14 protein-coding genes and 1 pseudogene are annotated in these 14,802 nt (G+C 69.4%); 7 read left to right on the forward strand and 8 right to left on the reverse strand.

All coding sequences use genetic code 11. The annotated features are described in order from the left end of the window. Nucleotides 1-297, forward strand: a 297-nt coding sequence (locus tag ACFYZ4_RS31300) for a DUF6221 family protein (RefSeq protein WP_390785402.1), incomplete at its 5' end; no start/stop codon positions are given. 266 nt (nucleotides 298-563) lie between these two features. Continuing rightward, entirely contained in the window at nucleotides 564-830 is a 267-nt protein-coding gene (locus ACFYZ4_RS31305) for a hypothetical protein (RefSeq protein WP_351299851.1), read from the forward strand. Between the two features lie 92 nt (nucleotides 831-922). On the opposite strand, the gene ACFYZ4_RS31310 is transcribed toward ACFYZ4_RS31305, so the two are convergent. From ACFYZ4_RS31310 to ACFYZ4_RS31320, 3 genes and pseudogenes are all read right to left on the reverse strand, one after another. Then, nucleotides 923-1,363, reverse strand: a complete 441-nt coding sequence (locus tag ACFYZ4_RS31310; RefSeq protein ID WP_390785403.1) for a GNAT family N-acetyltransferase — start codon at nucleotides 1,361-1,363, stop codon at nucleotides 923-925. Between the two features lie 214 nt (nucleotides 1,364-1,577). Then, nucleotides 1,578-1,940 carry a response regulator transcription factor gene (locus ACFYZ4_RS31315; protein WP_390785404.1) on the reverse strand — a complete coding sequence of 121 codons (363 nt, stop codon included), beginning with the start codon at nucleotides 1,938-1,940 and terminating at the stop codon, nucleotides 1,578-1,580. 118 nt (nucleotides 1,941-2,058) lie between these two features. Further along, nucleotides 2,059-2,385, reverse strand: a pseudogene (locus ACFYZ4_RS31320) (response regulator); the annotation flags it as partial. Between the two features lie 135 nt (nucleotides 2,386-2,520). On the opposite strand from ACFYZ4_RS31320, the gene ACFYZ4_RS31325 reads away from it, so the two are divergent. The 3 genes from ACFYZ4_RS31325 to ACFYZ4_RS31335 all read left to right on the forward strand — a co-directional run bounded on the left by ACFYZ4_RS31325 (nucleotide 2,521) and on the right by ACFYZ4_RS31335 (nucleotide 4,955). Continuing rightward, on the forward strand, nucleotides 2,521-3,147 hold the full coding sequence (locus ACFYZ4_RS31325; RefSeq protein WP_351299860.1) for a hypothetical protein: 627 nt from the start codon (nucleotides 2,521-2,523) through the stop codon (nucleotides 3,145-3,147). Between the two features lie 129 nt (nucleotides 3,148-3,276). Then, nucleotides 3,277-3,846 (forward strand): signal peptidase I, encoded by a 570-nt coding sequence (locus ACFYZ4_RS31330; protein ID WP_351299862.1) that lies wholly within the window; start codon nucleotides 3,277-3,279, stop codon nucleotides 3,844-3,846. 149 nt (nucleotides 3,847-3,995) lie between these two features. Further along, a complete protein-coding gene (locus tag ACFYZ4_RS31335) occupies nucleotides 3,996-4,955 on the forward strand; it encodes a hypothetical protein (protein ID WP_351299865.1) in 960 nt (319 codons plus the stop codon). A gap of 28 nt (nucleotides 4,956-4,983) precedes the next feature. Here the strand turns inward: ACFYZ4_RS31335 and ACFYZ4_RS31340 are convergent, their stop codons facing one another. Then, on the reverse strand, nucleotides 4,984-5,931 hold the full coding sequence (locus tag ACFYZ4_RS31340) for a C40 family peptidase (protein WP_390785405.1): 948 nt from the start codon (nucleotides 5,929-5,931) through the stop codon (nucleotides 4,984-4,986). 52 nt (nucleotides 5,932-5,983) lie between these two features. Then, a complete protein-coding gene (locus ACFYZ4_RS31345) occupies nucleotides 5,984-7,177 on the reverse strand; it encodes an SPFH domain-containing protein (RefSeq protein WP_390785406.1) in 1,194 nt (397 codons plus the stop codon). Nucleotides 7,178-7,371: 194 nt separating this feature from the next. On the opposite strand from ACFYZ4_RS31345, the gene ACFYZ4_RS31350 reads away from it, so the two are divergent. Then, nucleotides 7,372-7,863, forward strand: a complete 492-nt coding sequence (locus ACFYZ4_RS31350; RefSeq protein WP_351299874.1) for an SsgA family sporulation/cell division regulator — start codon at nucleotides 7,372-7,374, stop codon at nucleotides 7,861-7,863. A gap of 46 nt (nucleotides 7,864-7,909) precedes the next feature. Here the strand turns inward: ACFYZ4_RS31350 and ACFYZ4_RS31355 are convergent, their stop codons facing one another. Beyond that, a complete protein-coding gene (locus ACFYZ4_RS31355; RefSeq protein ID WP_384344079.1) occupies nucleotides 7,910-8,932 on the reverse strand; it encodes an MASE1 domain-containing protein in 1,023 nt (340 codons plus the stop codon). Nucleotides 8,933-9,031: 99 nt separating this feature from the next. Further along, on the reverse strand, nucleotides 9,032-10,309 hold the full coding sequence (locus tag ACFYZ4_RS31360; RefSeq protein ID WP_390785407.1) for a PP2C family protein-serine/threonine phosphatase: 1,278 nt from the start codon (nucleotides 10,307-10,309) through the stop codon (nucleotides 9,032-9,034). A 432-nt stretch (nucleotides 10,310-10,741) separates the two neighbouring features. Here ACFYZ4_RS31360 and ACFYZ4_RS31365 point away from each other — a divergent pair, with 432 nt between their 5' ends. Further along, nucleotides 10,742-13,222, forward strand: a complete 2,481-nt coding sequence (locus ACFYZ4_RS31365) for a SpoIIE family protein phosphatase (protein ID WP_390785408.1) — start codon at nucleotides 10,742-10,744, stop codon at nucleotides 13,220-13,222. On the opposite strand, the gene ACFYZ4_RS31370 is transcribed toward ACFYZ4_RS31365, so the two are convergent. Further along, on the reverse strand, nucleotides 13,172-14,623 hold the full coding sequence (locus tag ACFYZ4_RS31370) for an SDR family NAD(P)-dependent oxidoreductase (protein WP_390785409.1): 1,452 nt from the start codon (nucleotides 14,621-14,623) through the stop codon (nucleotides 13,172-13,174). The two genes, ACFYZ4_RS31365 and ACFYZ4_RS31370, sit on opposite strands and share 51 nt — an antisense overlap. Nucleotides 14,624-14,802 lie beyond the last annotated feature (179 nt).

The following is a 14,802-nucleotide window of genomic DNA, read 5'->3' on the forward strand; positions in this document are numbered from 1 at the left end:
CGTGACGCCATGATGAGCAGCGGCAACTGGACAGCCGAAAGAACGGTCGTCGTCCTGGACACGGGTGCTGAGATCGCGGATGTTTTCCTCGGCCCCGCAGACCACATCGCACGCTTCGACCCAGCGCGCGTCATGACGGAGGTCGACGCAAAGCGGGCCATCGTGGATGCCTACGACGGGTCACCGGGGAGCGACGACGCAACGGCGACCTCCCACGAGGGGCTCCACACTGCTGTCCTCCTGCTCGCATCCGTGTACGCCGATCACGCCGACTACCGCGAGGAGTGGCGCCCCTAACCGTCATAGGCGATTACGGGACAGTCCTTAGGCTGGCTTTGTACCCGTGAGTCAGGTTCTGGCACACCTTTCATGAGGACGATCAACGGCGTTCGGCCACGGCGACGTCTCGTCATCTGGGCCGAACGCCTGCTCTATCTACCAGACCGGGTATACAAACGCGTCACCGGGGAGGAGTGGGACCGCGACACGCGCCACCACAGCGTCGGCACAAAGCCTCGCAGAACAGGCTGACAAGCGGCATCGAGGATCAGCACACTGAGCGCATGCGACACGAGGAAAAGGCGAAGCTCACCGCCGCGAGAGTCCTGGTCCCGGCAGTCATCCTTCTCACCTCACCGGTGCTGCTGATAGCCGGAGCACCCATCCGCCGCCGATACCTCCGCTACGTCTACCGGGATGAGGCTCCAGCGATCCTGGACAAGGAGCAGGGCAGAATCAGCGTCCACTGGTTCGTGGTCATGAGCCCACTTCTTGGATGGCTCTGCTGGCCCACAGAGGCACTCGCCCGACTCATCTCGCGCCGAGGTTAAACGGCGAGCTTACTCAAAGCGCGGCCGGTGGACGACTCACGCGGCAGGCCATGGCCCCATGCCCGGACCAACGAGCTCCAGGTCGGCGGTGGTCAGGAAAGCCGCAAGTCAATCCACGGGATAGTGTCCCCTGGCAGCAGGTATCGCTCGGTCTCGACGAACCCGTGCTTCTTCGCGAACCGCAGACCGTCCTCGTTTGATGACAGGACGACGGTGTCGATCACCCTGGCACCCAGCTCCCGCGCCCGGTGGAGCCCACGTGCATAGAGTGCTTCGCCGAATCCGTGTCCGCGGTGACTGGCAAGCACGCGGGCGATCACTGTCGCCGTCATGGTGGCGTCCGCTGGCGGGCGCACCGTGCTGCAGCCGACGAGTGCGTCATTGAGATACGCGATCTCCAGGTGGTGGCGCTCGGAACGTTCCCGTACCTCTTCCAGAGACAGGATGTGGGTGGGGATGATCACGTTGTGGATGTACCGCCAGTCTTTGAGAGCGGCATCGACGTCAGGCTGTTGGAAGCGAAGGTCAGGCATCCCAGCAGGAGACCCGAGTGCTTCTCGGACGTCAACTCCGTTGCCAGCCAACAAGCGCCATGCGCCAGCCGCCACTGAGACGACCTCTAAGCCGTCCTACGGGACTTCGGTTACCCATCAGCCCCTCCTGCATGTCATGAACGGCTCAGGCGCAGGTATGGAGCCGTCAATGCGCACGCATCAAGGGATCAGCAGCGAACTTCATCAAAGCCGCTTAGTGCTCGTGGATGAGCTTGTAGCCGGCTCCGCGCACGGTGACGATGCTGGAGCGGTCGAACGGGGTGTCGATCTCGCGGCACAGCGAACTGATGTAGACCTCGACCACGTTGAGCTGCCGGGTGGACGGCGCATCCCGTACCCGGCTGACGATGTCCTGCTTGCTGACGACTTGTTCGACCTGATCGGCGAGGCAGGCCAGGACGCTGCATTCCTTTGCCGTCACGACGACTTCGGTCCCTCCTCGCCACACGACCCATTCGGCGCACCCGGTCCGTCCGGAGCGGCGGACCAGCGCCCGCAGCCGGGCGACGAGGACCAGGAAGGAAGGGGGTTTGACGAGGTAGTCGTCGGCGCCCACCTCCAGCCCTTCGACGATGTCGTATTCGCCGCTCTTGGCCGTGAGGATGAGGATGGGGGGTGGTCAGGCTCGCCATACGGACCCGGGTACACACGTCGTAGCCGTTCATCCCGGCCAGCAACACATCGAGCACGATCACGTCGTCACTGCCTTCCACGGCACGGCGTAGCCCCGCATGTCCGCTGGAAGTCCATTCCGAGTGGATTTCCTCGGCTGCCAGTTTCGACCGCAGAACGTCGGCGAAGTGGGCACTGTCCTCCATCAAGAGCAACTGCATGGCCCCAGCAGGCGGAATCCCGTTCCCGGCGTCGGATATCCCTGAACCATGATTCAGCTTGGCTCTGCCGGAGCAACCTGCGGGATTTTTCAGGACGTTCGCTCCTGTTGCCCGTGTGGGCGCCCGGCAAGAATTCATGTCGTGCCCGGCTGACCGGGCACGTTTCATTCAATTCGCTGAGAGCCCGTCCATTCTGCCCGCGTTCCGCGTGGCGAAGTCGGGTGTACGAGGTGTGCGTCAAAACCCGTCCGGGAAAGGGCGTGGGGCGCACGAGAGGCCTCGCAAGAAACGGAAGGCAAGAAAATGCAGAAGGTTACGCAGTCGGCGCAGGCCGGTGCCGAGCGGAACCGCAGGAAGAAGGCCATCGTCGCCGGCGCCGCCCTGCTGGGCCTCGGCCTCACGGCGGCCGGTGGCTACGCGGCCTTGAGCTCGGACGCTTGGGTCTCCTCGGGCCGGTTCTCGTCGCACAAGGCCGAGTCGGTCAACCTCTTCGCCAACGGGAAGAAGAACTCCTCCCTCAAGGGCCTGTCCGCCAAGGACATGAAGGCCGGCGACGTGACCGTGCCGGAGAGGGTGACGCTCTCCAACAAGGGCAACACAGGCATCAACAACATCGTTCTGAACACCAGTATCCCCAACAGCGAGGATGCCAAGGCGCTCGCGGACGTGATCGACATCGAGATCGAGGGTGGGCACGGGATCGTCCCCACGAAGGTCAGGCACTCGCTGGCCGAATTCGTCAAGGGCAGCGTGGACCTGTCGAAGGAGCTCGGCCTGTACGAGCTGAAGGGTGACGAGGAAAGCAAGGAAACGATCCACATCAAGGCGGTGATCTCTGATCGCTTCACCGACAAGCAAGCCGGCAAGACGCTGGACGAGATCAACTTCCGCTTCGTCGGCACGGCGGACGCGTCGAAGGCTGAGAACTAGGAACTGACGACGGCCGGCTACCCCGCCTTCCAGGGCGGGGTGGCCGGCCTCTGCTGTGTGCGGTGAGCGATGAGGAAGAACCAAATGGATCGTCAGGGCAGCGGAGCGGTAGGGGAGAAGAAAGTGCGGATGACCAGAGGCGGTCTCTCCGAATTGCTGTGGTGGGGGGCGGCCATCGTGATGGTGGTGTCGGTCGGCGTGGGCTGCTGGGCCTACTGCGCCAAGGAGTACCGCTACGTTCCGATCCTCTCGGGATCCATGGGGCCGCACACCCCCAAGGGCGCGCTCGTCGTCACCGAGCCGCTGCGCGCCCAGGACATGAAGCCGGGCGACGTGGTCGCGTTCATGCCGCCCGAACCGTGGACACCGGGCGACGGTCTCCCGATGGTCCACCGCATCGCCGCGGTCACCCGTGACCTCGGTGGCGCGGTCCACATGACGACGAAGGGCGACGCGAACGACATCCCGGACCCCTGGCAGATCGACCTCACGGACGGCGCGGGCACGTACGCCCGGGTGGTGTACCAGATCCCGTACCTCGGCGGCTGGATCGTCATGGTGCGGTCCGTCGGACTCGTGGCCGGCATCGGCATCGTCACCGGTGTCGTCATGCCGTGGTACGCGGTCAAGAGGACACTGCGGGTCAGGCGGCGCAGGAGCGCGGGCACGGTCGCTCGGGGGACGGCATCGGGCTCGTAGCCTTCCCGGACGGCGGCGTGCTCCTGTCGCATCCCGGTCCGGTTGTCCCTCGCGGGCATTCATGCTGCCCCCTGCAGTGGCGCTGTGCATCTCCTGTGCCCATGGCCGTACCAGTAGCGTCCTGTAGGCAGACCGTCTACACGCGGGGAGTGTGCGTCGTGCCGTTACGCAAGGACCGGGAAGAGGCCGAGGCCGAGGTCGCGGCGAAGGCGAACCGACGCGCAGCGGATCCGGACTGGGGCCAGCGGGTGGCGCCGGAGCTGGGACAGGTCAATCCGGCCATGGCCACGGCCATGCAGCGCTCGGTGGGCAATGCGACGCTCGGGCGGATGATCGCGCAGGGCCCGGCCGGGCCAAAGGTGCCGCACGCCGCTCCCGGTGCGCGCGGCAAAAAACGCACCCAGGACGAGGTCGTCGAGCGCGGCGAAAGCCCGCCGACCAACCAGCAGAAGACCGAGGCGGGAGCGGCCACCCGGGCCACCCGCAGCGGCAAGGCCGGGGCGACGCCCTCGGTGAAGGGCAAGGAACAGCGGGTCGAAGAAGAGATCGGCAACCCGACCCTTGTCTTCACCTCCCGCTACGACGGCGACGAGGAGCAGTCGCTGAACGGCGACTACAGCATCGGCTTCGCACAGACGGCAACGCTGCGCCGCGCGGACGGGATGCAGACGCCCGCGGCAGACGCGTACGACTTCTGGCAGGAGGTCTCCGACGGAAGCCGCCAAATCGTTCCGGCGTCGGTGAATTACCGGCCCAAGAAGTCCAGCCGCGCCTGGGTCGTGGACGGCCCCTTCCACCCCCCGTACAACGATGAGGACGGCAACGTCGTCAACGCCGCCGACCGCATCACCTTCGTCGACAACCCCGGCTTCTCCACCACCACACGCATGTCGGCCGGCTACTTCCTCGTCGACTACACAGTCCGGTTCCGCTGGAAGGTCCGCAAGAAGCAGGGCGGACGCTTCACCAAGGCCGAGCCGTTCTGGGCGAGCGACGAGATGGTGCACCGCGTCACGTCCGCCTTCGATGCGGAAAACCTGGAGGAGGCCGTGCGAGTCAACCACCAGGCGGCGGGCAACCGCACCTGGAACGTACAGCTGCCCAACTGACCGGCCGACGCGGACCTGTTCGCCGTGTCTAACGCACTCGGCCGTACAGGTTCGGGTCGTAGTGACTGAACGAGGAGATCCGGACGTCCTTCCCGGGCCGCGGGGCCTCCAGGTACTGGCCGTCGCCGAGGTAGACGGCGACGTGGTGGATACCGGAGGCCCGGCCGTCGCTCGACCAGAACACCAGGTCCCCGCGGCGCAGTTCGGACCGGGAGATCGGGGTGGTGGCCCGGTACTGGTCGTCGGCGACCCGGGGGAGGCTGATCCCGGCGCTCTGGTACGCCGCCTTCACCAGGCCCGAACAGTCCCAGCCGTGCGGTCCGTTGCCGCCCCAGACGTACGGATCGCCCAGGTGGTTCATGGCGAAGGCGATGGCTGCCTCGGTGCCGTACCGGGTGGGTGTCCCGGAGCTGCCGGAGCTGCCCGAACCGCCGGTCCTCCCGCCCCCGCCGCCGCCCTCGCCGGCAGGGGGCCGGGCGGAGCCGCCACCGCCCGAGTAGCGCTCGTACTTGTCCTGGTGACCGGTCCACCACCAGGACCCGTTCCGCTGGTACCAGTACACCCGGTCGACGGGATCCCAGCCCTGGCGGCCGCGGAACACCGGCTCCGAGGTCCGCTCGTCACCGCCGGAAGCGCCGGCCTGCTGCTTCGCGCTGCTGCTGCCGCCGCCCGTCTGCCCGGACTTGGCGCGGTACTTGTCGTAGTGCGAGGTCCAGCGCCACCAGCCGGTGTCGTCCTGGTACCAGTACTTCGAGCCGTCCCAGCCGGCCCGGCCGGGCGCGGGCTCGGCGGCGGCGGGACCGGCTCCCGTGCCGACCAGCACCGCCGTGCCGACCGCCGCGACCAGGGCTCCGCGGACGGTGCAGCGCTGCCGACTCGTCCGGGCGGACCTGGTTCCGGACGCGGTACGGGCGCAGGCGGCGCAGTCGCAGCGGTCGGGGACCTCTTCGGTGAACTCGGGGGTACGCAAAGGCAAGACGATGTCCTTTCGGGTGGAGAGGGGAAGGGTCGCGGAACGGAGGGGCCGTTCAGCGACGGGCGTCCGCGGCGCTGCCGCGTGCCGTGTAGAAGGCGACCGTCAAGTCCTTGACCAGCGCCTTGCGTTCGTAGTCGTCGAGGCCGACGAGCCCCCGGTCGGCCATGCGGTGCACCGCGTCGTCGACGGCGTCGATGACGGAGGTGAGGACCGAGTCCCGGTGACGGGCGTCGATCGCCGCGATACGGCGGCGCTGCATGGCCCCGGCCACCTCGGGGGCGTATGCGATCTGCAGCGGCCGGGCGGAGAACACCTCTATGCCCACGGCCCGGCATTCGGCCGTCAGCACGCGCGTGAGCTCGTCGCCGACCGCCTCCGTGTCGCGCAGGTTCGCGAGGGTGGTGTCCGCATCGGTCTGCACGGCGGTGTCGGCGACCTCGTGGACCGCGACCTCGTGGACGGCGTCGCCGAAGGAGTCGGCCGGCGCCCGCGAGAAGACCCGGGCGGCGCTCGACTCGACCTGTTCCCGGAGGTAGGCGAGGTGGTCGTCGACGGCGAGCCGGGCCCGGGCGGTGTCCTTCACCCGCCAGACGACCAGGACGACGGCGTGCAGCGCGGTGCCCTCGGCGTCCACCACGGCCAGCGGTTCGCTGCGCCAGTGCCGCAGTCGTACGTCGATCCGCGCGTCCCGGGGAAAGGGGGAGGACCACAGGAGGCCGGTCCGGCGGATCGTGCCGCGGTAGCGGCCGAACAGGGTCAGCACGCGGGCGTGTCCGGCCCGGCCGCGTCGCAGTCCGGCAGTGGCGAGGAGGGCGACCAGCAGGCACCCGGCCACGGCCGCGGTCGGCCAGGACGCCGGCTCGATCCGGGTGGGCAGACCCCGGTCCAGGCTCAGCCTGGTGGCTGCCGTACCGGCCGCCGCCAGGGACAGCAGGGCCCACCAGCCGGAACAGGCACGGGCCCGGCGCTCGGCGAGGCCGCGGTCGAGGACGGGCGGCACCGCCCGGCGCGCGGCGGGGCGGGAAGGAGGACCCGGCTCCGGCCGTTCCGGCCGCGGTGTCCGCGGAGGCTCCGGCGGCCGAGTGCGGTGTTGGACCCGGCCGGCGTGGTGCCGGGCCGGCTCCGGCAGGGGGGCGGCGCCGGCCACGGCGGGCTGTTCCAGGGTGTCGGGCTCCGGATCCCCGTCGCGGAACAGCGGTCCCAGCACGACGGGGTCCCGGTACGAACGCACGACCAGCGCGGGCATGGACGGGGATCTGTCAGGGGGAGTGGACTCTCGGGACGTCCGCCCCCCGGTTCCACTCGGCGCGTGCGTCAAGGCCACCTCGGAAGGTCGATAACGATCATGAATGGATCGATCTTCCGGGATCCGAGCGGCCCTCTCACCCCACGAAGGTCCTGAAGGCCGGGACCTTGGTCCCCTCTCACCGGCGTGCCGTCATGAGCCCCGGCCGGCAGCTGAAGCGGCCCTCAGCTTTCCCGTGCTCGTGGCGCACTTGCAGGCATGCTCACGGCGGAAGGAGCGCAGTGACTCAACACATACAGACGGTTCTGCCATTTGTGCTGGAGGGCTGGGACGGCGAGTTCCCCCTCGTGGCACGGCTTGGATACCGGCCCGACCATCCGTTCGAAATGTCCTTGGAAGTGCTGGCCGCTCCCGGGGACCGCATCCGCTGGGTCTTCGCCCGAGATCTGCTGCTCGACGGTCGTCACCGCTCCTGCGGCGAGGGGGACGTACAGATCTGGCCCCGGCGGTCTCCCCGCGGCGGGCGCGTCTGGATCCGCCTCTGCTCCAGCAGTGCGCAGTGCGCGCTGTCGCTCGACGCGGCGGACGTCGACGGCTGGTGCCGACGGATGACCGACCTCGTGCCCGCCGGCAGCGAACGGGACCACTTCGATCTGGACGAGCAGCTGCGGCTCTTCCTCGCGTGATGCCGTCTCCCGGCGGCCTCCGCCCCCCGTCACCTCGCAGCCTCGGCTACTCGGGTCGTCCGTCGTCCGCTTCCGTCTCGCCCGCTTCCGTCTCGCCCCCACGATCGGGGAGCCTGGGATGCCGGTCACCGGCGGTGGCCTTGGCCACCATCTCGGCCAGCAGGCTGCAGGCTCGCGCGATCTCGTTCTGGGTCTGGTTGCGTTGGCTGACGGCAGCCGCGACCAGCAGCGCGGTCAGCGAGGAAGAACCGTTGAACGCCTGCAGGGTGATCATGTTGGTGAGCAGGTCATGACCGGCGAACGGGCCTGAGCCACGGGCAGCGGCGACGATGGCGAAGGTCACCACGCACAGGGCGCAGAGCGCGGCACCGGCCAGCTGGAAGCGGAAGGCCGCCCAGATCAGCAGAGGGAAGCCGAGGAACATGAGCGGCGTGTTGCCGGTCGCCAGGAAACCGACGCAGATCGTGGCTGCCAGCAGCAGCAGTCCCTCCGCCCAGCGGGACGGCCGCACGTCTTTCGGCCGGCGTGCGAAGCGGAGTACGAGCAGGACGGGCGTCACCACCAGTACGCCCATCGCGTCGCCCGTCCACCAGACCGACCACGTCGGCCAGAACTCCTCGGCGCTCAGCGCACCGGCGAGGGCCAGCGTCCCGCTGCCCACGGTCGCACTGATCAGCATCCCGGTGAGCGCGCCCAGAAAGATCAGCCCCAGCGCGTCCTGCAGACGGTCCAATTCCGTACGGAACCCCGTCCGACGGAGCAGTGCGTACGAGCAGACGGGCGCGAGGGTGTTTCCGGCCACGATCGCGAGCACGGCCGGGATCGACGGGCCGAGCGGCACGTTGACCAGGAAGGCGCCCAGCGCGATCCCGGGCCAGACCCGCAGACCGAGCAGGAGCAGGCTCGCCAGGGCGATCCCGGTCGGCGGCCACAGCGGGGTGACCTGGCCTCCCACCAGTTGCTGGACCAGTCCCAGCGTGGCTGAGCCGTAGTACAGCGCGGCAACGGCGCAGATCTCCAGGGCGGCCAGACCGGCCCGCCGGAGCCGTTCAGGCCGCGCGGCACGCATCAGGCGACACCTCCGCATCGATATCGCCCCGAGGTCCATCATCCGTCGGATCCCTCGGATCCTCCATGGCACGGTTGAGCCGGGTGGGGGACACGGGGATCAGAGGTGCGGGGTGCGCAGGGCGAGGATGGCCAGGTCGTCGTGACCGTCGCTGGGGTGGTGATCGGCCAGAACCTGAACGAACTCCTGCAGGGGCAGGGCGGCGTACTTGGTGGCGAGATCGCCGAGCCGGTCGAGCCTCTCATCGATCGGGTGCTCGGGATGCTCGACCAGCCCGTCCGTGAAGAAGACCACGGTGGTGTCCGGAGGCAGGAAGCGGGAATGGTCGGGTCGGGGCTGCTCGGGGTCGACCCCGAGCGGTACCCCGGGCTCGGCGAAGAGGTACTCCGCCGGGCGCCCAGGGGCGATCAGCAGGGGTGGGACGTGGCCCGCGGTGCTCCAGTGGATGCGCCAGCCCGGTTCCTCGGGCTCGATGCGCGCCAGGGTCGTGGTGGTGACGGGATTGCTCGTGATGGCGTGCAGGGTGCGGTCGAGCTGGGTGAGGATGGCGCTGGGCGGATGGCTCTGGTCGAACAGCAGAGCCCGCAGCATGTTGCGGGTGGAGGCCATGGAGGCCGCGGCCTCCAGATCGTGACCGACCACATCACCGATGACGACCGCCACGGTGTTGTCGGCCAGCGGGATGGCGTCGTACCAGTCCCCGCCGAGTTGACTGGGCTTGGCCGCGGGCCGGTAGATGGCGGCAGCCGTGAAGGGTCGCAGGTCCGGCAGGGTGGGCAGCAGAAGCCGTTGGAATTGCTCGGCTCCGAGGCGAACGCGTTCGAACAGGCGGACCTTCTCGATCGCGATTCCGGCGGCACTGGCCAGGGCGATGACGACGTTCTCGTCATGGACGTCGAAGGGCTGTCCATCGCGCCGCTCGGAGAGGTAGAGGTCGCCGTAGATCTCGCCGCGGACGCTGATGGCGACTCCGAGCAGCGTGTGCAAGTGCGGGTGGCCGGACGGGAACCCGGCGGACGACGGATGGGCTGAGATGCTGTCGACCCGCAGGGGTTCGGGGTGGTGGATCAGGTGCCCGAGGACTCCCAGCCCGCGGGGCAGACCCGTCTCGGCCAGATCGGCGCGTTCCTGCTCGGACAGGCCGGCGGTGATGAACTGCTCCAGGTGCTCGCCGGACTCGCCGAGTACGCCCAGTGCCCCGTAGCGGGCGCCGACCAAATCCATGGCGGTGGTCACGATGCGGTCCAGAACATCCGGCAGCTCCACCTCCTGGCTGATCGACACCACCGCGTCCAGCAGGCCCTGAAGCCGGTCCATGGCGGCCAGCAGGGAGCGAAGTTGCTCGTCGATCCTGGCCAACTCGGTACGCAGGCGCACGTGCAGGTCGGGAAGGTGAGGCTGCCCGGGGTGTTTCCCTTCCTCCTTTCCTGCCATCACGAGCGCCCGGCGTCAGGATTGCTCCACTTCCGCACCGACGTCCCCGGGTCCGCACGCAGGGCAGGATGGATCCGCTGATACGACCCCTCACCCGAGCGGTGCATTCCGGTCTCCTGACACGACCCTGATCAATCGGGACCACAGCGTGGCACGGCGGTACAGGCAAAACGGTCATTACTCCGAAGGTGGCATGCCACTCAGGGCCGGCCCGTCGGCACTCCTCTGCCGACGCACAGCGGCGCGGTGATACTGAAAGTAGGCCGACTGCCCCGTCCCTCGTCTCTGATCACTCCGGGTAGTCGCCGCGGCAATGCCCGCTGTGCGGTCCGTTCGGCAGGTCGAGCAGGTCGAGCAGGTCGAAGGGTGGCAGCGATGGACGCACCGGCGCCGGGATCGGGTGAGGTGCCCGAGGACCCGTTCGAGCTGCCCAACTCCGCCTCGGCGGTTCTGGACGACCGCGGCAGGGTCGTCGGCTGGAGTGAGCGCGCACGGGAACACCTCGGCTACCTGCCCGATGAGGTGCTGGGCCGCATGGCCTTGGAATTGTTCGTCGACTCTCGTGACCATGAGGTGGTCCGGGAAGCAGCGGCGGCGTGCGAGCGCGACCAGGGCTGGTCCGGCGTCCTGCCCGTCCTGCACCGCAGCGGTCGACGGGTGGAGCTGGGCTTCCGAGTGCGCGCCGTCATCCGCGCCGGTTCGGCCCGCGAGTGGTTCCTCGTCGTCGCCCCGGCGGAGGAGCTGCTCCAGTGGGAGACGGATCGGTCCGTCCTGGACGGCCTGTTCCGTCGCTCCCCGATCGGTCTGTCCGTCCACGCCCCCGATCTGAGCATCCTGCGGATCAACCGGGCGCTTGCTTGGTACACGCAACTTTCCACGGCGGAGATCCGGAGCCGGCGCATCGGCGACTTCCTCATCGGCCCGGACCTGAAGACCATCGAGACCCGGCTGCGACGGGTGCTGGAGACGGGCGCCCCCCTGATCTTCACCGAGCAGCCGTGCCGTCTGAGGAGCGACCCCGACCACGAGCGCGTGGTGTCGGTGTCGGCGTTTCGGATGGAGGACCCCTCCGGCAGGATCCTCGGAGTCACCCAACTGGTGGAGGACGTCACCGACCGCTACCGGGCCCGGCGGCGGCTCGCCCTGCTCAACCGGGCGAGCGCCCGCATCGGGACGACACTGGATCTCGGCCAGACCACTCGGGAGCTGGCCGACGTCGCCGTTCCCGACCTCGCGGACGCCGTCTCGGTGGATCTGCTGGAGTCGGTCGCCCGAGGCGACGAGAGCGCCGAGGAGACGAGCGGAACGGTCCGCAGGATGGCCGTCCACTCGGTCGTGCCGGAGGCGCTGCAGGTGATGTACTCCGCCGGAAGTGTCTTCCGCTTCGACCCCCGCACCCCGCACGCCAGGTGCCTCGCCGAACAGCAGCCCATCCTCGAACCCGAGCTTCGGAGCAGCCCAGGCTGGTACTTCCAGGATCCGGAGCGCCGACGGCGCGCCCTCGACCTGGACGCCCACTCACTGATCGTCGTACCGCTCAAGGCCCGCGGGCTGCTCCTCGGCCTGCTCAGCCTGTGGCGGGCCAGGCGGCCCGAGCCGTTCGAGGAGGACGACCTCACGCTCGCGGAGGAATTCGCCGCGCGGGCCGCCGTGTGCATCGACAACGCCCGCCGCTACACCCAGCAGCACCAGGCCGCTTTGACATTGCAGCGCAGCCTGCTGCCGCAGGAGCTGCCCGACTCCAGCGCGGTCGAGGTCGCGCACCTCTATCTGCCCGCCGATCCCGCCACCGGCGTCGGCGGCGACTGGTTCGATGTCATCCCGCTTTCCGGAGCGCGCGTCGCCCTCGTCGTCGGCGATGTCGTCGGCCACGGGCTGCACGCCGCGGCCACCATGGGCCGCCTGCGGACGGCCGTGCACACCCTGGCCGGCCTCGACTACGCTCCGGACGAGGTCCTCTCCCACCTGGACGACCTGGTCAACCGCCTGGCGGATGAGCAGGAGCCGGCCGACGGACGCTCGGGGGGCCAGCAGATCGTCGGGGCGACCTGCCTCTACGCCGTCTACGATCCCACCTCCCGGCGCTGCACCCTGGCCCGGGCGGGCCACCTGCCGCCCGCCGTGGTGACCTCCGACGGCACGGTGACCGTGCCCGACCTCCCCGAGGGTCCGCCGCTGGGGCTGGGCGGACTCCCCTTCGAGTCCGCCGAATTGGAGCTCGCGGAGGGAAGCCTGCTGGCGCTGTACACGGACGGCCTGGTCGAGGCGCGTGGTCTCGACCTGGATGAGGGACTCTCGCGGCTGAGGGAAGCCCTGTCCCGGCCCGGCCGCTCGCTGGAGGAGACCTGCACGGCGGTGCAGGACGCCCTGCTGCCGGAACACCCGCCGGACGACGTCGCACTGCTCCTTGCCCGTACCCGCGTGCTGGCGCCGGAGCAGGTCGCCTCCTGGGAACTGCCCGCGGAGCCCACCGCCGCCGCCCGGGCACGGCGGCTGACGGAGGCCACACTGACCGGGTGGGGTCTGGAGGAGCTGGCGTTCACCGCCGAACTGGTGGTCAGCGAACTGGTCACCAACGGCTACCGGTACGGCGGCGGCACGCCGGTGATGCTGCGGCTCATCCGCGATCGCAGCCTGATCTGTGAGGTCTCCGACGGCAGCAACACCGCTCCGCACCTGCGACGGGCGCGCACCACCGATGAGGGCGGCCGCGGTCTCTTCCTGGTGGCCCAGCTCACCGAACGATGGGGTACTCGCTACACCCGGGACGGCAAGACCGTCTGGACGGAGTTCCCCCTTGCGGGATCACCAGGGGACCTGCTGATAGTCCTTCAGGAGGACACCGTGGAGGGGTGAGCCGGCCTGCCCTTGCACGATGGGGTGGTAGATACGGGCGGCACCGTCGACGATGTCCAGGGGCGGGCGCCAGCCCGTGGCGGCGTGCCGGTTACGGGCGGGGAGGGGCTTCTCATCGGTGACCCAGCCGGTGTCGACGCTGCAGGTGTGGATGCCGCGGGTGGCCAGGTCGGCCGCGCTGGTGCGGGTGAGCATGTTCAGGGCGGCTTTGGCCATGTTGGTGTGCGGATGGTCGCCGGTCTTGTTGCGCACGGTGAACTGGCCTTCGACCGCCGAGACGTTGATGAGGTAGCGGTGGGGGTGCGGGGAGGCATCGAGCAGCGGGAGCAGGCGGTCGGCGAGCAGGAACGGGGCGACGGCATTGACCAGCTGGACTTCCAGCAGCTCCGTCGGGTCGATCTGCCCCAGACGCAGTGTCCAGGAGTTGGTCGCGGTCGTCTCGGGCAGCAGGCCCGCCTCGTCGACGCCCTCCTGCGACGGCGGGGCGGCCACCGAGGTGTCAGCCGTGTGTGCGGTACCGGCCAGGGCGTGGGGCGCTCGGGACCGTGGGGCGAGCTCCGCCGTCCACGGCAGGGGTGTGGTGCGCGGACCGGGTACGGAAAACCCCGGAGCGGTCCAGAGCTGCGGCGGGGGGAGGGACGCCGGGGTCGGCGTGATCGGCGTGGTTTCCGCGCCACACAGTGCGCTGTACGCCTGCGGAGAGCGGCGTAGGGTCTGGGCCGCGTTGTTGATCAGAACATCCAAGGGCAGCCCCTGGGCGAGCATGTGGTCCGTGAAGGCGAGGACCTGCCGGGGATCGCGCAGGTCCAGGGCGGCGATCCGCAGCCGGTGCCACCACTCCGCGGCGCCGGGAGCCGCCGCGAACCGGCGCACCGTGTCCTGTGGGAAGCGGCTGGTCACGGTGAGCTCGGCGCCGTCCCGCAGGAGCATCAGCGCGACCTGGAAGCCGATCTTGACGCGCCCGCCGGTCAGCAGCGCGCGCCGGCCGGTGAGGTCGGTGCGGCTCGTGCGGCGGGCGAGGTTCTCGCCGGCGCACGTGGGACACAGCAGGTGGTAGAAGTCGTGGACGTGCCGGTAGTGGTTCTTGCAGACATAGCAGCGCTGGGGACGGTTCAGCAGCCGTGACGGCCCGTCACTGTCCGGCACACCTCGTTCCGGCCGGGCCGGTGCGGGCAGAGCGGCGTCCATGACGCGGTCGCGGGCGCCCATCGCGGTGGCGGCGAGCAGCTTCGCGTCGACTGCGGCCCGTGCCGCGCGTCCCTCGGCACGGCGTCGCAGGCGGCCGTCGCGGACGAGTTCGCCGGCGGCCTGTTCCAGCAGGCGGCGCTGGGCATCGTCCACGGGCAGCTGCCGTGCCTCGTGCATCAGGTCCAGGCAGGTCTGTATGCGCTCACTGTCCATGGGGTGCCTTAGGTGTGATGGATCGTTCGCGGCTCTCCCCGCACGCGGACGACCGGACCACGCACAGGCGAGGGCGGCCGGGGTGGTGATCAGAATAGGCCGAAGGCAGGACGGCCGTGGCGCATTTTCCAGCCCGCGTACGAGCCCGAGCCCCACCGCAGACGCACTGTAGCCGTGAC

This window comes from Streptomyces sp. NPDC001513 (assembly GCF_042894695.1).
In the GTDB taxonomy this organism is placed as follows: domain Bacteria; phylum Actinomycetota; class Actinomycetes; order Streptomycetales; family Streptomycetaceae; genus Streptomyces.